This window comes from Cylindrospermopsis sp. CR12, from assembly GCF_001432185.1.
Classification (GTDB): domain Bacteria; phylum Cyanobacteriota; class Cyanobacteriia; order Cyanobacteriales; family Nostocaceae; genus Raphidiopsis; species Raphidiopsis raciborskii.
The window spans coordinates 85151-106835 of record NZ_LMVE01000021.1; the positions used below are offsets into that span (position 1 = coordinate 85151).

Below are 21685 nucleotides of genomic sequence, written 5' to 3' on the forward strand. Positions count from 1 at the left end.
ACATAATTCCCCTCTGGGAAAAAGTGATCATCAAAATCGGGCACACGATTCCTATAGATAGAATGTACACAGTTATATCTCTTAATTCCAGAATAAGTGTGCTTACACACAACTCGCTGACGACTGAGTTCTCGATTCTCCTCCTCGATTTCTTGGACAAGACTGAAATGCAATCGCAGTCTTTAACCAGTAAGTGCCAAATTATTATATTTTTTATTAGATATACTATTGGCTGTATTGTGACCTATATTCTTTGTAAGAACTCTCTATTGCTCGCAGCAGGCGACTTATGTTTGTTTTGAAGTCCCCCGGATCGGTGAGAAACATCTCAGCTGCAAAGATAGGGTCGCCCTCCTTGTCTAGGGAACATTTGATCACTTTACAGCAGTTTTCATCTATTTAAACCAGATTTTGATTACCTTCTCCCTTTGCGCGAAACAAAAACCGTGGTTCATTTACCTGAAATTCGCTGTAATCTTGTGGTTAGCAATGTTGCAACCCTCAAGTCTCCGCAGGCGCATCTGCGGTGATTTATCCTCCTGTATGAAGCCCATAAACATTCTAAAAAATGTTGGATCATCTTCATCCAATAATATCCAAAAGGTGCGTCCCTCACTACGGAAGGAGATGTCACCATCATTATCTACTTTAGGTCTGAAGCCTTCATTAACCAAATGGCTTGAGTATATTTCTTGTAGTTGCTGCTTAGTGTAGGTTTGTGCTTTGGCAGTACCAAATCCTAGGGCGAAGGTGATCAAGGTGGTGACCAGAGTGGCTTTGATCATGATAAGGGCGGAGTGGAAAATAGGGATAGAGGGACGGGAGGAGGAGTAGATGGTTTCCATAGTTAAATTGCTAGACTTAGTAAAAAAAGGTGGTTTCAATTGACTTTTGTTGTTGCGTGAATCTTTTCCCAAAATCTAGTTATTCAGGAAATTTGTTAGAAACTTTGGATTCGGTTGATAGGGTTTAGACGGAGCAGTAAAAGTTCTGTCCAATCCTTACTTTGGCAATCTATTAACCTTCTGGATGGTGGTAATGAAGAGTCTCTTGATTCAATAGCCATTCTCAATGTATTAGAGACAGGCATCTCAGAAGGAATACGTGTTTGATATGATCTAACCTGATAACGACAACTTTTGTTCTCAAAACTGGTTTTTAGAGGTACAAAAGGTGATATTACTAAGTATGCTAATACGATTATACCAATTGTTTTACTCATTTGTAATATTTTTGTAAGGGTTAAAAATGATTTGACTAACTATATTCACTATTTCCTTTGGCAGTCTATTATCCTTATAGACGGTGGTAAGGAGGCGTCTCTGGATTGAATAGCCATTCTTAAAGTGTCAGAAACAGGCATCCCCGAAGGAATACTTGTTTGGTATGGTATAACTTGATAACGACAATTTTTGTTGTCTAACTTGGATGATGTAGATTGCCGATGTACAGAGGAGGATTTTTTTCCATCCATAATATGTCTAATGGCTTTCCTCGTACTACTAGTTCGATATCTCCGCCGTTTTCTATTTAAGGGTGCAGCTTCTGCGGAAGAAGTAGAGAAACTAAGATCATTGCTATAATTAGATCTATTTAAAAAAGATTCAGTAGAAATATTTAAAAATAAACTACAACTGATTGTACTAGTAGTCAGAAAAGCAAGCATTAAGAGTCGTTTCATAAAGCACGATATTGAGATTTATACTGTTATCATAAAACACTACTTGCTCCTTGTATCTACCCTAAGATAGATATTTAATCCATCTTAGGGTAGATATTAAAACAGTCACCTGTAGATAAAATAACTTTAGTATGAGATTATTTTTCTATTTAATACAGCAACTTGATAAAAAACTTACTCAGTGTAACAGTACAAATCCAGAACTATACAACATATAGCAGGCTAAATATAGATGGATCCACATAAGAAAGTGATCTCCCATAGGGAGTGCTTCCCAATCGCCTGTTCGCCCAAAAAATACTGTGTTAGAATAGGGACTGGAGGATAAAAATATAGAAATGCGATCGCAAGAGAGAGACTAAATTTGATAAAACTAGAAGAGCTAAAACAAGGGTCAATAATAAATGGCATTCTACCTGGTCAAGGTATTACAGTCATTGATGCCAAGTGGTTCGGAACAGACACAGTTGAATTAACCTACAAAGATATCCACGGTAGTCCTTACACAGAACTACTTTTCCGAGATAGAGAAGAAAGCCTACAAATTGTAAACGAGGGAAAACCCTGGAGCTTCGATGGTGATGGGGAAACATTGTGCCTAGTTTCTGAAGCTCATCGCATTAACCTAGCTTATCTATTTGACCCACTTCTAGCCGTTCACACATCACTAGTAGAACCTTTACCCCATCAAATCACTGCTGTTTACAGTGAAATGCTCAATCGCCAACCTCTCCGCTTCCTTCTTGCTGATGACCCAGGCGCAGGAAAAACCATTATGGCAGGGCTATTAATCAGAGAACTACTAATTCGTGGGGATCTAGCCCGTTGTTTAATTGTCTGTCCAGGAAGTTTAGCGGTCCAATGGCAAGATGAACTACATCACAAATTTCACCTCCATTTCCAAATCCTCACTAATGAACGTATAGAAGCAGCTATAACTGGTAATGCTCTTGATGAAATGAACTTGGTTATTGCCAGACTAGATAAACTCAGTCGTAATGATGACTTACAAAAAAAACTCCAGCACACAGATTGGGATCTGGTCATTTGCGATGAAGCTCACAAAATGTCCGCCTCGTTTTTTGGTGGAGAAATTCGAGAAACCAAACGCTACAAATTGGGCAAACTCCTCTCCACCCTCACCCGCCATTTTCTCCTTATGACCGCCACACCCCATAATGGCAAAGAAGAAGATTTTCAATTATTCCTTGCCCTCCTGGATGGAGATCGCTTTGAGGGGCGATTCCGGGATGGTGTTCATGTATCAGACACATCCGACCTGATGCGTCGTATGGTTAAGGAAGAATTACTCAAGTTTGATGGCAAACCACTGTTTCCAGAAAGAATTGCCCATACAGTTAGTTATCCACTCTCTGACCAAGAAGCTCTTCTTTACAGCAAAGTAACAGATTACGTCCGAGAAGAATTTAACCGAGCAGAAATGCTCTCTAATAATGGCAGAAAAGGAACAGTCGGCTTTGCCCTCACCATCCTACAACGCCGTTTAGCCTCATCCCCAGAAGCCATCTATCAGTCCTTGAAACGACGACGAGAAAGACTAGCAAAACGAGTCAGAGAAGAACAACTACTCAAACGAGGAAAAAACCTAGAAGTAGAAAATGGTAGTATTATTGACCAAGAAGACATAGATGATGACTTAGAAAATAGCGATAGCACAGAGCGGGAATCCACCATAGAAGAAGTAGTAGATCAAGCCACAGCAGCACGTACAATTGCTGAACTAGAATTTGAAATCAGCCAACTAAAAAACCTAGAAGACCTAGCCAACAGCGTGCGTCTAAGCGGGAAAGACCGCAAATGGGAAGAATTCTCCCATCTACTCCAAGATAAAGCAGAAATGTTTGATCAAGGAGGATATCGACGTAAAATAGTCGTCTTCACTGAACATAGAGACACCCTTAATTACCTCAAAGATAAAATTGCCAACCTCCTAGGTAACTCAGAAACCGTAGTCACCATACATGGAGCTATGGGAAGAGAAGACCGCAAAAAAGCAGAAGAAAACTTTAAACAAGATAAAGAAGTACAAGTCCTCCTTGCCACAGACGCAGCAGGTGAAGGTATAAACCTACAAAGGGCACATCTGATGGTTAACTACGACCTCCCCTGGAATCCCAACCGCCTAGAACAAAGATTTGGTCGAATTCACCGTATTGGACAAACGGAGGTATGTCATCTCTGGAACCTAGTAGCCCATGAAACCCGAGAAGGAGACGTTTATCGCACCCTCCTAGAAAAACTAGAAGCCGAACAAAAAGCCCTAGGAGGACAGGTTTTTGACGTCTTGGGCAAGGCGATCGCCGGCAAAGAGTTGCGAGAACTGCTCATTGAAGCCATTAGATATGGCGATCGCCCAGAGGTAAAAGCCAGACTAAACGAAGTTGTAAAAGAGAAACTAGATCAACATAGACTGCGGGAACTACTAGAAGAAAAAGCCCTAGCCAAAGACTCAATGGATGCATCCAAAGTAGAGCAAATACGAGAAGAAATGGAAAGAGCAGAAGCAAGAAGGCTACAACCACACTTCATCAGTCAATTTTTTCTCCAAGCCTTCACCCACTTAGGAGGAACAGTACGCCAGAGGGAACCCAAACGATATGAAATCACCAACGTACCCGCAGTAATACGCAATCGAGACCGGCAAATAGGCATAGGAGAGCCAGTTCTCAAACGCTACGAGAGAATATGTTTTGACAAACAACAGATTAGCCGACCAGGTCAACCCCTAGCTACTTTTGTTTGTCCTGGTCATCCCCTATTAGATACCACCATAGACCTGATCTTAGAAAGACATCAGCAACTACTCAAAAGAGGAGCCATACTAATTGATGAAAATGATTATACAGAAGAGATTCGCGCCCTAGTATATTTAGAACATGCCATTCAAGATGCCCGATTAAATAGGGATGGAAAAAGAAGAGTAGTCTCAAAGCGCATGCAGTATGTAGAAATTCCCCTGAGAGTGAACAAGCAAAATGAAGACAGCAAAGAAAACCAAGTAAGAAATGCAGGCTATGCACCCTATTTGAACTATAGACCGTTAAAAGAGAATGAAAAATCCCTAGTAGATCCCATACTAGATTCACTACAAATAGAAAATAATATAGAAAAGAAAGCCATAGAATATGCCATTACCAATCTAGTTGTAGCACACCTGCAAGAGATAAAACAGAGAAAAGAAGAATTAATAGAAAAGACCATGAAAGCAGTAAAAGACCGATTAACCAAAGAAATCAACTATTGGGATTATCGAGCCAGCCAACTGCGTTTACAAGAAGAAGCAGGCAAACCTAATGCCAGATTAAATTCTAACAAAGCCCAAGCCAGAGCGGACGAACTAGAAAGCCGTCTTAACCAACGCCTGAAAGACCTGCAACAAGAAAAACAATTATCACCCTTGCCACCCGTCATAGTTGGTGCTGCACTCATTATACCACAACAGGTATTAGCCGATCTATCAGGGGAAAGTAAATCATACCCCAGGAATTTTGCTATAGACACCAAAAGGATAGAAAAGAAAGCCATAGAAGCAGTGATGGAGGCTGAAAAACAACTAGGTTACCAACCAAGAGACGTAAGTAACGAGAAATGCGGTTATGACATAGAGTCCCGCATCCCAGGAACCGGGAAACTGAGATTTATCGAAGTCAAAGGGAGAATAGAGGGTGCAGAAACAGTGACAGTAACCAAAAACGAAATACTCACTGCCCTGAATAAACCAGAGGACTTTTTCCTAGCACTAGTTTCAGTTCCCCATTTAGAGGAAGAGCAATCAAAACAGGGTGTTAAGGTTCAGGAAAGGGGAGGTAGTTATGGGAACTTTTCTAAGAGGTGTCAGATTCGATACCTGAGTCAACCGTTTCAGAGAGAACCAGATATAGGAGCGACCAGTGTTAATTACCGGTGGCAAGAATTGTGGGATAAGGGGACACCACAATAATCAAAAAAACACAATAACCGAAAAAAACACAATTTAGGTAGAATTTATATTAAACTAAGATGGTTACCCTCCTGATACCATCCTAATGTTAAACAGTAGTTCAATTAATTTACTTGATGTGGTCGTGTTAACCGTTGACCTACCAGCGGATAACTTGTGGCGCGGTCAGGTGGGAACTGTAGTTGAAACTTTAGCAGATGGAGCAGCATTTGAAGTAGAATTTAGCGATAAGAATGGTCGTGTTTATCAGTCCCTAGGGTTACGTCCAGAACAGCTCAAGGTCTCACATTTTAAACCGTCACGAAAAAAACTAATTGAAGTTGCCCTACCGTTAGAAGCCATCAACATCGAATCAGCAAGAGAAAAATCAATACGCCATGGCCACCCATCCACCCTACATCTTTGGTGGGCAAGACGACCCCTAGCAGCGTGTCGAGCAGTCTTATGGGCTTCATTAGTAGACGACCCTTCCAGTTGGCCCGATAAATTTCCCACGGAAGAAGTTCAGAACAAAGAACGGCAAAGATTATTCGACATTTTGGGAAGAATTGAAATTAAAAAAGATAAAAAAGGAAACATAAAAGAGACTGTCAAAGGATTAGTATCCTGGGATGACATTAATAATCCTAAATCAACAGTATTAATAGAAGCGCAAAAAGAGATTGCCCGCTGCCTAGCTTGGGAACGTGGAGACCAACCCCCGACTAAACCTGATGCCATAAGAGACTACATCGCTAAAAATGCTCCCCCAGCCTACGACCCCTTTTGTGGAGGAGGTTCCATCCCCCTAGAAGCCCAGCGATTGGGACTAGAAGCCCACGGTAGTGACCTCAACCCAGTAGCAGTATTAATTACCAAAGCACTCATTGAGATTCCACCCAAATTTAGAGACCAACGCCCAGTTAATCCGTCAGCCACCCCCACAGGAAAATGGTATAGTGCCCAGGGATTAGCAGAAGATATCAGATATTATGGACAGTGGATGCGGGATGAAGCCTTTAAACGAATTGGGCATTTGTATCCCAAGGTCAAGCTAACAAAAGAGCAGGGAGGCGGAGAAGCCACAGTTATTGCCTGGTTGTGGGCTAGAACCGTCAAATGTCCTAACCCAGCATGTGGCTGTCAAATGCCATTAGTGCGGAGTTTTCAGCTATCAACCAAAAAGGGGAAAGAGGCTTGGGTTGAGCCTTTGATTGAGCAGCAGGAGACCCTAGCTCCCAAAATAAGATTTGAGGTAAACATAGGAAAAGGAGAAGCACCGGAGGGAACTGTAAGTAGAAAGGGAGCAGTTTGTATAGCCTGTAAAACACCTGTGACCTTCGATCATATCCGTAGCGAAGGGAAAGCAGGAAGGATGAATGCTCAATTAATGGCTATTGTAGCTGAAGGAAAAAGCGGAAGGATTTATGTCTCTCCTAGTGATGAACAAGTTGAAATTGCTATGAAAGCTCAACCTGAATGGAAACCTGAGCAGGAATTAGAAGGAAAATGCCGAGTCAGCGTTCCCTTGTATGGAATGAATACTTTTGGAGATCTCTTCACCTCGCGCCAACTTGTAGCCCTGACCACCTTCAGCGACCTAGTACAGGAAGCAAGAGAGAAGATAAAAGACCATGCCATAGCAGCAGGAAAAACTGATGACCATCTCTCTCTCAATGATGGGGGAATAGGAGCTACCGCTTATGCAGATGCGGTAGCTACCTATTTGGCGATTGGAATTGATAGGCTTTCGGATAGGAACTCTGCGATTTGTACCTGGGATATTAGCCGTGATAGCACGCGCAACACATTTGCTCGTCAAGCCATTCCCATGACTTGGGATTTTGCTGAAGCTAATCCCATGAGTGATTCTACCGGCAATTTTAATGGTGCTATTGACTGGGTAATTCAGGTTATTGAAAAGTCTTCCTGTTTTCCCCAGGGAAAAGTTATTCAGCTGGATGCTACCACATCACAATCTGGCGACACTACACCCAAATTCATCTCCACAGATCCACCTTACTATGATAACATAGGTTACGCAGATCTTGCTGACTTCTTTTATGTTTGGTTGCGTCGTTCCCTTGGTTCTATCTATCCTAATATCTTTAGCACCCTCCTAGTACCCAAAGCACCGGAATTAGTTGCTACACCCTATCGCTTTGGTGGCAATAAACAAAAAGCGCGAGATTTCTTTGAAGAAGGACTGGGAAAAGCCTTTGAACGCATGAACTATATAGCCCATTCGGATTATCCTCTAACGGTTTATTATGCTTTTAAACAAGAGGAGACAGAGGATAGGGATGATAAAGATGATGTCATATCCTCCACCGGATGGGAAACTATGCTAGAAGGACTAATAAAAGCCAACTTTACCATTGATGGCACCTGGCCCATGCGCAGTGAACTGAGTAATCGCATGGTTGCATCTGGTACAAATGCTCTTGCCTCATCCATAGTTCTCGTATGTCGCCCCCGCCCCCAAGACTCACCCAAAACCACCCGCCGCCAATTCCTCAAAGAACTAAAAACAGGCCTTCCCCCAGCCCTCAAACTCCTACAACAAGGCAACATCGCCCCCGTGGACCTAGCCCAAGCCAGCATAGGCCCCGGCATGGCCATCTTCTCCAAATATGCAGCCGTATTAGAACCCGATGGCACACCCCTGCGCGTACGTAGCGCACTCCAATCTATTAACCAAATTCTGGACGAATTCCTCACCGAACAAGAAGGCGAATTCGATAGCGATACCCGCTGGGCCCTCACCTGGTTTGAGCAACACCAATTCTCTGATGGTCCCTATGGTGATGCAGAAACCCTTTCTAAAGCTAAAAACACTAGTGTTCAAGGTCTAGTAGAATCAGGCATTTTAGAAGCTAAAGCGGGTAAAGTCAGACTCCTCAAACGAGAAGACCTCCCTACAGACTGGAAACCACAAAAAGATACCCGCATGCCAATCTGGGAAATCACTCAACATCTTATCCACTCACTCCTATTTCAAGGAGAAGTCGGTGCAGCCAAACTCCTAGCTCATCTGGAAACTAGTCCCTACTTAGCCAGAGACCTGGCCTATAGATTGTATAACCTGTGCGATCGCAAGGGATGGAATCAAGAGGCTATAGCCTATAATAGTCTAGTCATATCCTGGACGGAGATTACCCGATTAGCCAACCAATATAGAACCCCTAGTGATCACCAAATTAGTCTTTCTTTATGAGCGCCATTGTTTTTAATGACCAAAATCGTGCATTATAGTTAATAACTGCATTAATAACATATATAAAAAACTCATGGCAATAAGTAATCGGGAACGTGTAGGAAGGGCACTTGATTCCCTTAAAGAAGGACTCTACCCCTTTGTGGACAGAGAAATGAAACAAACCTATGGTAAACAATGGACTACTATGGCCATAAATTGCCTCCCGGAAAGCTACACAACCCGAAAAACAGCAGATACTATCTTTCAAGAAGACGTATCAGCCCTACTTATTGTTATGTGGGAATATTGGAACGACGTTTTTAAAAAAACCCTGGGGAGAAGCGATCGCTCATTAGTGAGTGAACTAAGAGAGACCCGCAACAGCTGGGCCCATAACAGTTCATTTTCCCTAGACGACACCTACCGCGCTTTTGACAGTATTACCAGACTGCTAAATGCAGTTTCTGGGGATACCGAAGAAGTAGAAAAGCAAAAACAAGAAATCCTCAGAACCCGGTATGAAGAACAAGCCAAAAGAGAAACAAGACGCAAAGCAGAAGCACCCACAGAAGGACAACCATCATCATGGTTAAAACCATGGAGAGAAATTGCCACACCCCACCCCGACGTAGCATCAGGTCGCTACCAACAAGCAGAATTTGCCGCCGACCTGTGGCAAGTATATCAAGATGAAGGTTCTGATGAATACCGCCTCCCTACAGAATTTTTCCGACGCACCTACTTGACGGAAGGACTGAAAAAACTCCTCTCCAATGCTCTGATTCGCCTTACGGGTAAGGGAGGAGACCCAGTAATTGAATTACAGACTAACTTTGGTGGTGGCAAAACCCATGCTATACTTGCTCTGTATCATATATTTTTTGGACTAAAACGTCAGGAATTACCGGGACTGGATTCAGTATTTGAAGAAACATCTATTAAGGAATTACCCCAAAACGTCAATACGGTGGTGATAGTGGGTAACAAAATTTCACCTGGTACCATTTATAAAAAATCAGATGGGACTCAAATACGTACCCTGTGGGGAGAAATAGCCTGGCAACTGGGAGGGAAAGAGGGTTATGAAATGGTGAGAGACAGCGACCAAACAGCTACTAATCCTGGTGATACTCTCAAACACCTATTTAACCGCTATGCTCCCTGCATGATATTAATAGACGAGTGGGTTGCTTACGCTCGCCAACTTCATGAACAACCAGATCTGCCAGGAGGGAGTTTTGATACCCACTTTACCTTTGCCCAGACCCTGAGCGAATCAGCAAAAAATGCCGACCGCACCCTGTTAGTAGTGAGCATCCCCTCCTCCTCTGATAACGAAATAGGTGGAGATAGGGGCAAACAAGCCCTGGACAGATTAAAAAATGCTATGGGTAGGGTAGAATCTCCCTGGAGACCATCCAGTGCGGAAGAGAGCTTTGAAATAGTCCGTCGTCGCCTATTTGAGACTACTACAAACCCAGACCTGTTTGTGGAAAGAGATAGGGTGATTCGGGCATTCTATGATATGTATCGCCAGCAAAAGCAAGAGTTTCCTAGTGAATGCGCAGAAGCCAAATATCAAAACCGCCTAAAAGAGTCTTACCCCATACACCCAGAAATATTTGATCGCCTTTATTCAGAATGGTCAACTCTGGATAAATTTCAGCGAACTAGGGGAGTATTGCGTCTAATGGCCAAAGTAATCCATTCTCTGTGGGAAAGAGAAGATAAAGGTTTACTGATCATGCCAGGTCAAATTCCCATGGATGATGCTCAAGTTCAGTCAGAACTAACAAGATACCTGGATGACAACTGGGTTCCCATCATCGAAAAAGATGTAGATGGAATAAACTCCCTTCCTCTGGAGATAGACAGGCAAAACACCCCCATTGGTCGTTACTCTGCTTGTCGGAGAGTTGCACGCACCATATACCTAGGCTCAGCGCCCATTCAACAGGCCGCCAACATAGGATTAGAAGAACAGCGGATAAAACTTGGCTGTGTCCAACCAGGGGAAGTAGTAGCCACCTTTGTAGATGCTCTTAGAAGATTAACAGATAGAGCCACCTACTTGTATATTGATGGTAACCGCTACTGGATCTCTAATCAACCCAACGTTACCCGTACAGCACAGGATAGAACCAACCAATTTTTAGAGGAACTATACAAAGTCACAGAAGAAATAATTAGAAGATTAAAAAGCGACAAAGAGCGGGGTGAATTTACAGCCATTCATACTGCTCCAGACTCCAGCAGCGACATACCCGACGATCCTAACCTAGGAGTGAGACTTGTAGTTCTTAGTCCCGAACTCCAGCACAATAAAGCTAAAAAAAATAGCAGTGCTATAGAATGGATAAAAGACGTTCTGAATCATAGAGGAACCAGCCCCCGCTATTATAAAAACACCCTAGTATTTATTGCTGCGGAGGAAGACAACATAGAAAATTTAAACAAGAATGTTGCCCAGTATCTAGCATGGGATTCCATATTGAATGACAAAGACACATTAAACCTAAATGTTTCACAGACCAAACAAGCCACAGCTCAGAAAGAACAATCAGAAAAATATGTAAAAACAATTTTGAACCAGACCTATCAATGGTTAATTTCACCTGAGCAACCAAATCCCCACGAACCGATAGAGATTAACTGCGAACGAATACCAGGAGAGAGTTCTCCCATACTAAGAGCTAGTCGCCAACTAGTAAACGATGGACAACTGATTACAGAATATTCCAGCAACACCCTAAGAATGGAAGCACTAGACAAATACCTATGGAGAGACACCAACCACATAGATCTCAAACAGCTGTGGGAATACTTAGCCCAATACGTATATCTACCCCGATTAAAGAACCCAGAAGTGCTATTAGAAGCAGTAAAAAACGGAGTACAAAAAATAGACATACAGAATCACTTTGGTTATGCACAGGGGTGGGAAGAGAGCAAACAGAAATATAAAAACCTAGTAGTATTGCATAACATAAACCCCAGCATCAGCAGTGAAAACCTGATTGTAAAACCCGAAATAGCGACAAAACAGCTAAAAGAGGAGCAAGTCAAAGAACTTACCTCACCCAGTAGAAGTGAAAGCACCAGTAAAAAACCGATCCAACCCACCCAAGAACCCACCCCAACCGAGAGAACCAGAGAAACAAAACCCCAGCTCAAGAGATTTCATGGCACGGTGGAGATTGACCCCTTACGAGTTAATCGCGATGCTCCTGCGATCGCCAATGAAATCATTCAGCACCTAACCAGCTTAAAAGATGCGAAAGTTAGGATAGTATTAGAAATTGAAGCAGACATTCCCGATGGTGTACCTGATGATGTGGTGCGCACTGTCACCGAAAATTGTCGCACCCTCAAATTTAACAGTCAGGCCTTTGAGCAGGAGTAAAGTGATAAAAAGGTAGGGGAGTATGTCAATTTTAGTTCAGATGATTCCTATGATTGCAGTCAAAGAACAAGACCAGTTTTTTACACCTGAAGAGTATTTTTGCTGGGAAGAACAGCAGTTAGAAAAGCACGAGCTAATCGATGGTCGCGTATATGCAATGAGTGGTGGCACACAAAATCACAGTGCGATCGCAATTAATTTTTTATTATTAATTCGGTCTCATCTGCGAGGAAGTACATGTCAAGTTTTTAACTCAGACCTAAAGGTTAATATCCTTGGAACTTCTAACTATACTTATCCAGATTTGAGTGTAACTTGCGACAATCGAGATCGGGAGCATTCCCTCTATATTACCTATCCCTGTTTAATCGTTGAAGTTCTATCGAGCGGTACTGAGGCATATAGTCGTGGTAATAAGTTTGAAAAGTACAGACGTAATCCCAACTTGATTGATTACGTATTAGCCAGCTCTGACGAAATCGCAATTGATATTTATCACAAAAATGAGACAGGTGACTGGTTAATTCTGAGCGATCGCCCAGGTGATCGGGTGGAGCTAAAAAGCATTAGCTTGAGTTTGCCGATCGAGGAGTTTTATGAGGAAATTGTTTTCCCGGATCTGATCCAATAATTAGGACTTGCGGTGTAGTTACCAAAGATGGCAAAATTTTAATGTAGTTTGGGCACCGCACCACCAAGAAATTTTTTTGCCAAACTACTAGGACAGTGCACCAAGCATTTGATAACTTATTAATTGATTGGCAACAAAACTATAAATTACTAAATTACGGAAGGATCACCTTGAGTTACCATCGAGATGCGATCGCCCCCCACGGCGGAGAGTTAATAAACCGAGTTGCTTCACCAGAACAAAAAGAATTTTTTTGTGCTAAAGCTGATTTCCTACCGAGAGTGATCCTGGATGAGCGGGCTGTTTCAGACTTAGAAATGATAGCCATTGGTGGTTTTAGTCCCTTAACTGGTTTTATGAACCAGGTGGACTACAACCGTGTAGTAGAGGAAATGCGTCTGGCTAATGGTGTAGTTTGGTCAATTCCCATCACTTTGTCTGTGACAGAAGAAGTGGCAAGTCCTTTGCAGGTGGGTGGGTTAGTACGTCTAGATAACTCCCAAGGTGAATATATTGGCGTGTTGGAACTCAGTGAAAAATATACCTACAATAAAAAGCGCGAGGCTGCGAATGTCTATCGCACAGACGAAGCCCAACATCCAGGAGTTCAAGTAGTATATGCCCAGGGTTCTGTGAATCTGGCTGGGGATATCTGGTTACTGCAACGTGATGCTCACCCCCACTTTCCCACCTACCAAATAGACCCTGCAGCTTCTCGACAAATGTTCCGGGAAAAAGGCTGGAAAACTATTGTGGGCTTTCAAACTCGTAACCCCATTCATCGGGCCCATGAATACATTCAAAAGTGTGCGTTAGAAACTGTTGATGGTCTATTTCTACATCCCCTGGTGGGCGCTACCAAGGAAGATGATATTCCAGCGGATGTTCGCATGCGCTGCTATGAAATTTTAATCGAGCATTATTATCCCTTGGATCGGGTAATTCTAGCAATTAACCCTGCTGCTATGCGCTATGCTGGACCTAGGGAAGCTATCTTCCATGCAATAGTTCGTAAGAACTATGGTTGTACCCATTTTATAGTAGGTAGAGACCATGCGGGTGTGGGCGACTATTATGGTACTTATGATGCTCAATATATCTTCGATGAGTTTCAACCTTCAGAACTGGGCATTGTACCAATGAAATTTGAACATGCTTTCTATTGTACCCGTACGAAACAAATGGCTACCACTAAAACTAGTCCTAGTACCCCAGGAGAGCGAGTTCACCTCTCAGGGACAAAGGTTAGAGAAATGTTGCGTCGTGGTGAATTACCGCCACCTGAGTTTTCTCGTCCCGAGGTAGCAGCAGAATTGGCACGAGCCATGCGTATTGGACAAACAGCTTTGATATAGTATACTACCTAGAGTACCCGTTGACATTTGGCAAATTGCAGATAACCTAGGAGAGTGTAATTTCAAACTTTACTTTTTAGCTCTTTGCCATTTAAGCTATTAGCTGATGGACTCGGGGGTACTAGTTAACTTATGAAACGGCGTGGATTTTTACAACGAATTGGTTCCATACTGGGAACTGCAGGATGGACTAATCTTGCATGGTCAGGTTTAGGAGGTCAGTATTATCAAGCCTTAGCAACACCCCCTAGTCACAAGTTGGCTTTACTAATAGGTATTAATAACTACCCAGAAAGTCCTCCATTGAGTGGTTGCTTAACCGATGTTGAGTTACAAAAAGAACTGTTAATTCACCGTTTTGGGTTTTTGAGTTCTGATATCCTGACTTTAACCGAGGAACAAGCCAGTCGAGAATTTATTGAAGCGGCCATTTCTGAGCATTTGATTAAGCAGGTTAAGACTGATGATGCGGTGGTTTTCCATTTTAGTGGTTATGGCACCCGTGTTCAATTAGAAGACTTACCAGGGGGGGCTCATGCTTTAATCCCCGTGGATGAAAGTGCGTCAGATGGATCTAACAACCCAGAAGATAATAATTTTGCTAACTACCTGTTAGAAGAAACCCTGTTGTTATTATTGGGTTTAGTTCCCACGGATAAGGTAACAGCAGTGTTAGATACTGGTTATTATCCCAAAACCATATCCCAACCTTCTGGGTTAAGATTTCGCTCCCTGGTGACCCCCCCAACCAAGAGATTAAATCCCCAAGAGCTGAATTTCTTGAACCATCTCCTAACAGGGGGTTTGCCCATAAATAATGGCATCGCCAAGGGAGTTAGTTCAAGCAAGAATGGGTCCGTAATTTTAAGGGCCAGCTCACAACCCGACCAATCGCCAGGGGAGTCCCTGTTTTATGGTTTTAGTGCAGGTTTATTTACCTATGCCCTGACCCAGTATCTTTGGGAAGTTATACCGCCCAAAACTATTCATATTTTTCTATCCGACATTAATAATTATATATATAAACTAGGTAATCGTCAACAACCAGATTTGTTAACCTTAAATACAAAGGAAAATTCCCCATCCGTTTTAATTACCGATTTAATTACCGAGAATTTTCCCATGGAAAGCGCTCAGGGGGTAATTACCAGTATTGACCAGGAGGGGAAAACAGCCCAGTTATGGTTGGGAGGATTACCACCCCAAGTATGGTTACATTATGGTGTTAATTCCAGATTTACCGCAGTTGGGGGAGAAAAATTAATCTTGAAGTCTCGTAGCGGTTTGACAGCAAAAGCACAAGTCCAAGATACACCAGTTAATTCCTTAAAGGTTGGTCAATTAGTGCAAGAGACAGTGCGTGTCCTATCTCGTAATATTAACCTCATGGTAACCCTAGATTCAGGACTGGACAGAATTGAGCGTGTAGATGCTACTAGTGCTTTTTCTGCTTTAACTCGCATGGTAAATATCACTTTACCAGAGGGGAGCGCTGACTATCTTTTTGGTAAATTATCAGGTCTCCCCACCCGTTATGGTTTATTTTCCCTTGGTGGTGAACTCCTCGAGAATACAGCTGGGGAAGCGGGAGAATTAGTAAAATTGGCAGTGCAAAGACTAACTAGGAAATTTTCTCAATTACTGGCAATCAAATTATGGCGATTGACAGAAAATCAGGGTTCTTCTCAATTGTCTGTGAAAGTCAGCTTGGAAGTTGTTACCAAAAATCTCTTTTCCCAGTCTGGTACAATTTCACGTCACCTAGTGTGGGAAAGGGAAACCTATCCTGTTTCCTTACAGGATAGGACAAGCCAAAAAAGAGTTGTAGACCAATCAGCAGCTGTTCCTACTGTTCCGGTTAATAGCATCATGGTCTACCAGGTGGTCAATTTTGGCGATCGCCCAATTTATTGTATGCTAGTAGGGTTAAATAATCATAAAACTCCTGTGGCTTTTTATCCATGGGCAATTTCTTCCCCAGAGAAGGTTGGTGACAATAAACCTGTGTTAGAACAGATTGTGATTGCTCCGGGGGGATCACTTCAATTTCCCCAGAATGGTCAAAGTTTTAGTTGGTTATTGCCGAAAAAGTCATTATTTTGCGAACACCAATTGATTTTCAGCACTTCTCCTTTTACCAAAACCTTATTAGCTTTAGCAAGCTCCTATAGCAAATTTACAGATCAACAGTCTATTAGTGAATTATTTAATCCTCTGGATGTGACTCAAGCCATATTAGAGGATTTGCATGTTGCTAGTAGTGTTACTCCCAAGTCGGAAAGTAGTGTGAGCGGTACTGATTCTTATGCACTAGATGTGAACAACTGGGCAAGCCTAAACTTTGTTTTTCAATCAGAATCAGTTTAAAACTACCTGTCCCTTACTTTTTTTTGTGGAACCACGTCCAGACTTGTGATACTTTGTCTGCAATTTCCGTCTCAAAAATCAATAGGATAGGAAGAACTATCAAGGAAACTCGGTTGGGTATAGGCAAAGCAAAACTGATTAACAGGGAAAGAATCAAAACTATGGTAGCGATGCGACGAGAGTGCATAATCTGGAACACTTTTTGATAATGCTCCTGACTATAGCTCCGGGTATGGTTAATGATAGCGAGATTCAAGTGAATTAGCCCATCTATGGATAGGCAAACTGTTACAAACACAATATCAACAACAGCTCCTAGATTGAATTGACCAATCCAGGATGTTCGCTGACCGAAGTTATAAAGTAAAGTAGTTGCGAAAGGTAATATGCAAACGATCATCAAGGATAATCCATTTATCCAGAGCGTGGTACGCTGGTGCCTTACTACTAAATCATTGATGCGTCTTTGGTTATACCAAAAAGCGAAAAGTATAATAAAAGCTAGTCCATAATCTATAAGGAACTTGGATGACTCCCGTATCAGCTCACCAATTCCAGTAGTTGATTCGGGCTTAGGTAGTTCCAACACCAGTAAGGTCATGGCGATAGCATAAATGGCATCAATTAGACCTCCGAGTTTTTCTTTGTCCATAGATTTTTCAAAAATCTCCATATCAATTCTCAGTGTGCTGAGATCTTTTCCTAGAAGGCCGAGGATAAACTTGATGGGGAAAGGCTGGGCAGGGCTTGCCTCCTTCCCCTCAAGGTTATAGCGGCTGTAATTGGATTATAATTACCTATGAATACCGCCTATACCAGCACAAATTCCTCAAGTAACTCGCTTTCTTCTAGAATGGTTTTCAAATGATCGGGCAGGCCCTGCAGGCTAATGGTATAGGTCTCAGGGTAAGACTGTTTATTAAACACCAGGTAATTCAGCACACTATCGTCGATGGACTTGAGATGAGTAAGATCTAATACCAGGGCTGCTAATCCCGAAAGCCGTTCCAGGGCGGTTTGCAGATGCTTTAGTTGACTAACCACCAGGTTACCGTTCAGAGCTAGGGTGGCAACGCCATTTTTAAAGGAGATTAGATCAATATCGAAGTCACTTCCTGTCGGTACTACGCGACAACGCACCTTCATTTCGCTCACATCGGTGGGCAGGGTGACCGTTAAGGCCTCCTGATCAAAGTCATAGTAAGGCTGTCCATTAAGCCATACTTCAGCCAGGCGAATACTACCCTTAGGTAGAATATCCGGGGCCACCCGCAGCAGGTTATCTGACCAAGCTCCTGGTTCAGGGCTGAAGAAAAAGTCCATGGGTTGCTTATTAATCAACAGGTTGGTGTAAACTGCGGCTAGAAAACACAATTCAAAGGAGTGATAACCAGCCATGGAGTGGCTGCCTTTGTCCCGCTCAGTGCCAAGGGCGTAGGGTTGGCCATTAGCCAGCACATTAAAGTAAATCCCGCCAGCATCGTAATCGAGAAACCAACCATTGTAGAAGGCAGAACCTTCTCGAGCATAGCGCAGATACTCTGGTTTATCGTCATAAACTCCAGCCATGATGTAGTAAGCTAAAATGCCTTGCTCCTGCTGCCACCAGGCCTTGCGATCATGCCAGACCAAGCGATAAAGCTCTTCTCCATCCTTTAAAGTACGCTCCATCATGTCGTACCAGCCACCTCTTTGGTTATCACAGCCTGCTAATGGAATGATATTAGCAATCTTGTGAGCAAAGTCACGGTAGGTATCTTTAGGCCTGAGGCTTTGCATTCGAGTCAAGTTCCAGGCCACCTTCAAGTTGTGTCCAACTACACATCGAGCCTGGTGAATACCCCAACTAAGGTCACGGCTCCAGTCGTCGTGGAATTTTTCGTTCATAAAGGGGCTGTAGTCGTAGTCAGGGAAATACTTGCAGATCAAATCAAAGCAGTATTCCAGAAAGTCAGCGTGCTCAGGCTTTTCCGTTGCCAACCAGAGATTAATTAAGTAGGCAGGGGCATGGTCTCCAACAGAGTTCCAGTTCTTGCGAGCCTGGTTTATGCCGAGGGATGGGGCATGGGGAGAAAAGGTGACTGGGTCAACATGGGAGTAATAACCACCCTGGGGACTATGGTCTTTGAAATAACGATTGAGGAAACTAATCGTGTCCTCAATATCTCGCAAAATTTCTCGATTACCAGTGAGACGAAAGGTTTGGGTTGGGCCCGCCAAGGCGTAAATTTGTTCATAGCAAGGCATCGCGTTACCGCCTTCGTCCCCCCCCGCTTGGGAACCGATGAATTTGCGAATAGTGCCATTGGATTGGAGGTTAATTTGGCTATACCAGTAACAGATTCCCTCCGTTGAGTTGCGGAAGCGGAAGTGCCGTTGCATGTACTCTGTACCCTTCACAGCTGCTTCTAACGCCCGTTCGTCACCAGTGAGCATGTAGGCACTGGCAAAGCCATAGACTAGTCGGGAGATGGTATCCAAATTTTGCTGCCCATTTAGTTTTTTCCCCTCAGCGCTTAGATCAGTGCGAAAGTTACGAAAGTCAATAGTTTCACCCTCATCAAGATTAAACTGGGCTTCCAGATAGAAATTTAGCAATTGCTTAATTTGTGTGATCCACCAGTCCTGCTCTTCAAAGCGAAGATGATCTGCGGTACGACCAAATAACACAATATGCTTGGCTTCAAACTTAATGCCGCTGCTTTCTGGATAAAATAAACCATAGGCATGTATAAATCTTCCCTCTGCCAAAATGTTTTGAAGGCTGGGTGCAACCTGAAATGGTTCTCCTAGATTGCGTACCAACTCTGCATAACAGGCTTTAGTGACCTTGATATCAAATTCTCGCTTATCAGAGGTGCGCAGACCCACTATAGCCTGGCAGTCAAACAGATCAGGAAACTCAACCTTGGTGATGTAACCAGCAATCAGATCGGAAAAGGCGAAATTAATAGCGTTGGCCATGATAGGTATTTCCTTTGGGTAAAAAAGACGAAAGCTCCTAAAGAGGCTTGGCATCCAAAATGACAATGCTTCGACCAGTGACACTGTAGGTATTACCAGTTACCGCCACCTCTTGCCCAATCTCCACTACATCATGAGGGGAGGGCAGGGCCGTATCTAGCGATCGCCACCAGCAATAACCTGAAACTTGAGGCAACTGGAAAGGAAGGGTTTCCCAGTACATATTAAGCATGATGTGTACATCTGGATCTCCGTTAAATCCTCCTACAGTAAAGGCCAGACTACGGGCGTTCGGATCATCCCAACCTGGAGCATGGAGACAGGTACCGTGCCAGGTTAGATCGGCCACTCCCCGCTCATTGATGGCCCCTGTAAAGTAGCGAGGGGCTAGCAACTCCTTAAAGTGCTTGCGACGTCGGATCAATATCTGCCAGAACCGTAGGATATCGGCATTCTTTTCGGTTAAAGTCCAGTCAAACCAGCTGATCGGGTTATTCTGGCAGTAAGCGTTATTATTGCCCTGCTGAGTACGTCCAACTTCATCTCCCATGACTAACATGGGTACTCCCTGGGAGATCAGCAATAGAGTAGCGAAATTTTTAATTTGTCGTTGTCGTAAGTCATTCACCCATTGATCAGTGGTATCTCCTTCGGCCCCACAATTCCAACTCAGGTTATCGTTAATACCATCCTGGTTATGCTCACCATTGGCTTCATTGTGCTTATTGTTATAGGCGACTAAATCGTACAAGGTGAAGCCATCGTGAGCCGTGATGAAATTAACACTGTTCACTGGTAAATGTCCCCGCCATTGGTAGAGGTCAGCACTTCCAGTTAGACGTGAGGCTACTGCCCCGATTACTGCTGGATCACCTTTGACAAATCGGCGCATGTCATCGCGATAACGACCGTTCCACTCCGCCCAGCGGTAACCAGGAAAATAGCCAATTTGGTATAACCCAGCCGCATCCCAGGCTTCAGCAATGGTTTTAGTATCTTTGAGAACTTCATCCAGTTCGATTGCCCAGACCACCGGAGGATGTTCCATAGGTTGCCCATCCTCTCCCCGGGACAGAACTGATCCTTCGTCAAAGCGAAACCCGTCAACGTGCATATCCCTAACCCAATAGCGTAGACAGTCAAGGATAAATTTTTCTCCCACCGGGTGATTGCAATTAAATGTATTACCGCAGCCGGTATAATCGTAGTAGTATTGGCGGTCGTCTCCTACTAGATAATAGTAAATTCGGTTGTCCAATCCCTTAAAGGAAAACATGGGTCCTTGATGGTTGCCTTCATCGGTGTGGTTAAAGACCACATCTAGGATCACCTCAATACCAGCTTTATGAAGTGCTTTCACCATGTCGCGAAATTCCCGTACATGGTCTCCTGCCTCTGGGTTAACACAGTAGCTAGGATGGGGGGCAAAATAGCTCATGGTACTATACCCCCAGTAGTTATACAGAGGACTGTCGTTAACGGTGCGCAGTACTTCCGTATCATCGAACTCAAATATTGGTAAGAGTTCTACTGCCGTTACCCCGAGAGATTGTAGGTAAGGAATTTTTTCCACCAGGCCAGTAAAGGTACCCGGATGGCGAACCCCGGCGCTTGGGGATAGAGTAAATCCTCCCACATGCATCTCGTAGATAATACTTTCGGACATTGGTCTTCCTAGGGGGCGATCGCCCTCCCAGTCATAATCATTGATATCAATAACAACACAGCGGATGGAACTTTCGAGATTACTGCCGGGAGTACAGGCTTTGCCCCGATTCCATAGAGTTTTATTATTACCCTTTGAGTAGGGGTCAATTAATACCTTCTTGGCATCAAAGCGATGGCCGTCTTGCGGGCGGTCAGGACCGTTAACCCGGTAGGCATAATGGGTACCAGTGGGCAAGCCCAGCACTAATACATGCCAGAAGTGAAATGTCTTATTAATGATGGGGTCAAATGGAATGATTTGAAAGGGGTGAATATCATCGTGTTGATCAAACAGCAGCAGTTCGACCCCAGTAGCGGCCTCAGAAAATAGGGAGAAGTTTACCCCCTGCGGTGTTACTGTAGCCCCCAGGGGTTGGGAAAAACCCGGAGCTAGAGTATAGGTTGGAGTTGCAGACTGGATAGCCATGGTTACGGGAA

At 43.4% G+C, this 21685-nt stretch carries 11 protein-coding genes; 6 read left to right on the plus strand and 5 right to left on the minus strand.

The features are described 5' to 3' along the window. Positions 1-455 precede the first annotated feature (455 nt). Complete coding sequence (locus ASL19_RS02545; protein ID WP_057177163.1) at positions 456-845, minus strand: hypothetical protein; 390 nt, start codon at positions 843-845, stop codon at positions 456-458. Positions 846-1270: 425 nt separating this feature from the next. Next, positions 1271-1681 carry a hypothetical protein gene (locus ASL19_RS17365; RefSeq protein ID WP_152980388.1) on the minus strand — a complete coding sequence of 137 codons (411 nt, stop codon included), beginning with the start codon at positions 1679-1681 and terminating at the stop codon, positions 1271-1273. A 364-nt stretch (positions 1682-2045) separates the two neighbouring features. On the opposite strand from ASL19_RS17365, the gene ASL19_RS02550 reads away from it, so the two are divergent. The 6 genes from ASL19_RS02550 (at position 2046) to ASL19_RS02575 (ending at position 16576) form a co-directional block, all read left to right on the plus strand. After that, positions 2046-5642 carry a helicase-related protein gene (locus ASL19_RS02550; protein WP_057177164.1) on the plus strand — a complete coding sequence of 1199 codons (3597 nt, stop codon included), beginning with the start codon at positions 2046-2048 and terminating at the stop codon, positions 5640-5642. A gap of 85 nt (positions 5643-5727) precedes the next feature. After that, complete coding sequence (locus ASL19_RS02555; protein ID WP_072149074.1) at positions 5728-8838, plus strand: DUF1156 domain-containing protein; 3111 nt, start codon at positions 5728-5730, stop codon at positions 8836-8838. A 73-nt stretch (positions 8839-8911) separates the two neighbouring features. Next, the gene (locus ASL19_RS02560) at positions 8912-12223 is read left to right on the plus strand and encodes a Swt1 family HEPN domain-containing protein (RefSeq protein ID WP_057177165.1); all 3312 of its coding nucleotides are present in this window, start codon (positions 8912-8914) and stop codon (positions 12221-12223) included. A 22-nt stretch (positions 12224-12245) separates the two neighbouring features. Then, positions 12246-12854 (plus strand): Uma2 family endonuclease, encoded by a 609-nt coding sequence (locus ASL19_RS02565; RefSeq protein WP_341273474.1) that lies wholly within the window; start codon positions 12246-12248, stop codon positions 12852-12854. Positions 12855-13024: 170 nt separating this feature from the next. Beyond that, positions 13025-14209, plus strand: a complete 1185-nt coding sequence (gene sat, locus ASL19_RS02570; protein WP_057177241.1) for a sulfate adenylyltransferase — start codon at positions 13025-13027, stop codon at positions 14207-14209. A 132-nt stretch (positions 14210-14341) separates the two neighbouring features. Further along, complete coding sequence (locus ASL19_RS02575; RefSeq protein ID WP_057177166.1) at positions 14342-16576, plus strand: caspase family protein; 2235 nt, start codon at positions 14342-14344, stop codon at positions 16574-16576. Between the two features lie 13 nt (positions 16577-16589). On the opposite strand, the gene ASL19_RS02580 is transcribed toward ASL19_RS02575, so the two are convergent. From ASL19_RS02580 to glgX, 3 genes are all read right to left on the minus strand, one after another. After that, positions 16590-17249: a TMEM175 family protein gene (locus ASL19_RS02580; RefSeq protein WP_057177167.1), complete on the minus strand. Its 660-nt coding sequence runs from the start codon at positions 17247-17249 to the stop codon at positions 16590-16592. A 137-nt stretch (positions 17250-17386) separates the two neighbouring features. Further along, a complete protein-coding gene (locus ASL19_RS02585) occupies positions 17387-19540 on the minus strand; it encodes an AGE family epimerase/isomerase (protein WP_057177168.1) in 2154 nt (717 codons plus the stop codon). A 37-nt stretch (positions 19541-19577) separates the two neighbouring features. After that, complete coding sequence (gene glgX / locus ASL19_RS02590) at positions 19578-21674, minus strand: glycogen debranching protein GlgX (protein ID WP_057177169.1); 2097 nt, start codon at positions 21672-21674, stop codon at positions 19578-19580. Between the last annotated feature and the right edge of the window lie 11 nt (positions 21675-21685).

Excerpts from the sequence above, each read along its gene's own strand:
- ASL19_RS02585 (WP_057177168.1), bottom strand. The coding sequence starts at position 19,540 with ATGGCCAACGCTATTAATTTCGCCTTTTCCGATCTGATTGCTGGTTAC.
- glgX (WP_057177169.1), bottom strand. The coding sequence starts at position 21,674 with ATGGCTATCCAGTCTGCAACTCCAACCTATACTCTAGCTCCGGGTTTT.
- ASL19_RS02545 (WP_057177163.1), bottom strand. The coding sequence starts at position 845 with ATGGAAACCATCTACTCCTCCTCCCGTCCCTCTATCCCTATTTTCCAC.
- ASL19_RS02560 (WP_057177165.1), top strand. The coding sequence starts at position 8,912 with ATGGCAATAAGTAATCGGGAACGTGTAGGAAGGGCACTTGATTCCCTT.
- ASL19_RS02575 (WP_057177166.1), top strand. The coding sequence starts at position 14,342 with ATGAAACGGCGTGGATTTTTACAACGAATTGGTTCCATACTGGGAACT.
- ASL19_RS02565 (WP_341273474.1), top strand. The coding sequence starts at position 12,246 with ATGTCAATTTTAGTTCAGATGATTCCTATGATTGCAGTCAAAGAACAA.
- ASL19_RS02580 (WP_057177167.1), bottom strand. The coding sequence starts at position 17,249 with ATGGAGATTTTTGAAAAATCTATGGACAAAGAAAAACTCGGAGGTCTA.
- ASL19_RS17365 (WP_152980388.1), bottom strand. The coding sequence starts at position 1,681 with ATGAAACGACTCTTAATGCTTGCTTTTCTGACTACTAGTACAATCAGT.
- ASL19_RS02555 (WP_072149074.1), top strand. The coding sequence starts at position 5,728 with ATGTTAAACAGTAGTTCAATTAATTTACTTGATGTGGTCGTGTTAACC.